The sequence below is a fragment of the Tunicatimonas sp. genome (genome assembly GCF_049647865.1).
Taxonomy (GTDB): domain Bacteria; phylum Bacteroidota; class Bacteroidia; order Cytophagales; family Cyclobacteriaceae; genus Tunicatimonas.
On sequence record NZ_JBARYM010000579.1, the window covers coordinates 1 to 2,004 of the forward strand.

The window sequence follows — 2,004 nt, forward strand, 5'->3', positions numbered from 1 at the left end:
CCCTAATATTTTATTCGCCATCAGCGATGACCAATCGTTCCCACATACCAGCTTTCACGGTACTTCTTGGGTAAAAACCCCGGCCTTTGATCGGGTTGCTCAAGAGGGAATCTACTTCTCTAATTGCTACGCCGGTTCACCCGGTTGTGCTCCGTCGCGCAGTTCTATCGTAACGGGACGCTACCACTGGCAAAACGAGCAAGCGGGGCAACACGCAGCGGGTTGGTTTGATAAATATGTTCCCTTTGTTGACTTATTAGCTGCTAATAACTACCACACTGGCTACACCGGCAAGGGGGTGGGGCCGTTTAAGTACGGCGAATTGCCACTTCGTAGCCAGAATGCTGCTGGTGAAGCCTATAACCAAATAGCGTACGAAAAAGGAAGTGCAAGCGATGAACGCTTTGCCGAAAAAATCCGCCCTACGAACTATGCCGCTAATTTTCGTCAGTTTATGGAAGAGCGGGAGGAAGATACTCCATTCTTTTTCTGGTACGGTGCCTCTGAGCCACATCGAGCCTATGAGCAAGACTCGTGGAAGCGGCACGATAAATCATTAGATAGCGTAGAGGTTCCAGCTTTTTTACCCGATACGGAAGCGGTTCAGGGTGATCTGTTAGATTATGCCGTAGAAATTGAATGGTTTGATTTACATCTGGGGCGAATGATTAGCTATTTGGAAGAAATTGGTGAGCTAGACAATACCATTATTATCGTGACCGCCGATAATGGAATGCCTTTTCCTCGGGCTAAGGCTAATGCCTATGAATACGGTGTACACATTCCGATGGCAGTTCGCTTCCCTAAAGGATTTCCTGGTGGAAGGAAAGTGGATAACCCAGTTAGTTTTATTGATTTAGCTCCCACGATCTTAGAGCTAACTCAAACCAGCTTGGAAGGAATGCTGCCCATTAGTGGGCAAAGTCTGGTAGATTTGCTTAGCTCCGAAGGAGAAGGAATAGTCCCTAATTCGCGAAAATATGCGTTAGCTGGACGAGAACGCCACTCATCATCACGATACCATAATTTAGGCTACCCTCAGCGGTTACTTCGGCAGGGCGACTACCTTTACATCTGGAACATAAAACCCGAACGCTGGCCCGCCGGAACACCTCAGCGGTTAGTTTCGGATTCTACTGAGGAATTGCATCCGTTGTACGGAATTGATGAGGACGGTGTACACCATTCTGAATGGGCTTTTACTGATATTGATGCTGCCCCATCTAAATCGTTTATTGTTGAAAATTACGATGACTCGGAGTATGCTCGTTATTTTGAATTATCAGTGGGAAAGCGGCCGGAATACGAGTTATTCAATGTAAAAAAAGATCCTAACTGCTTAACTAATTTAGCGAATAACCCAGAGTTTACGGGTTTGATGAGCGAATTAAATACAACTATGGTAGAGGTGCTTACAACTACTGAAGATCCGCGGGTAGTAGGACCAGATCCCGAGTTGTTTGAATCTTACCCTCGCTATAGTCCCATGCGTTATTTTCCTAAACCCGACTGGGCGCTCTAGCTACTACATTTTTATGGAAAATTACCAGCATAGTACCGGAAAAATTAACTCATCAAGAGACAACTTTTCCTTATTTTTCCAGCAATGGATACCTACAGAAGCTAAACGGGTTATTGTTTTCCAGCACGGACTGGGCGAGCATTCGGGACGTTATCAAAATCTAATTAATGCTTTCTCCGGTACTTCTACTGCCTTTTACGGGTTGGATGCGCGAGGTCACGGCCAAACGGGTGGAAAGCGTGGTCATATTCAGGGTTTACAATTATTTATCAACGATCTTCATAATTTAATTCAGCGAGCGCAACGAGAGAATGGTGGCCAGAAAGTATTTCTGTTGGGGCATTCAATGGGTGGAACTACAGCATTAAGCTACGCAATCACCGATAATTATCAGGAAGGTTTGCGAGGGTTAATTATTTCAGCACCAGGTATTGAAGTAGTGACGGATTGGACTAAAAAAATTCAGAAGCAAGCAGCCGCGT

General features: G+C 45.4%; 2 protein-coding genes. Both read left to right on the forward strand.

The window, feature by feature from the left end:
* Positions 1-1,522, forward strand: a 1,522-nt coding sequence (locus WBA23_RS17170) for a sulfatase family protein (RefSeq protein WP_424583514.1), incomplete at its 5' end; no start/stop codon positions are given.
* A 13-nt stretch (positions 1,523-1,535) separates the two neighbouring features.
* A partial coding sequence (locus WBA23_RS17175; RefSeq protein WP_424583515.1) for an alpha/beta fold hydrolase occupies positions 1,536-2,004 on the forward strand: 469 nt, incomplete at its 3' end.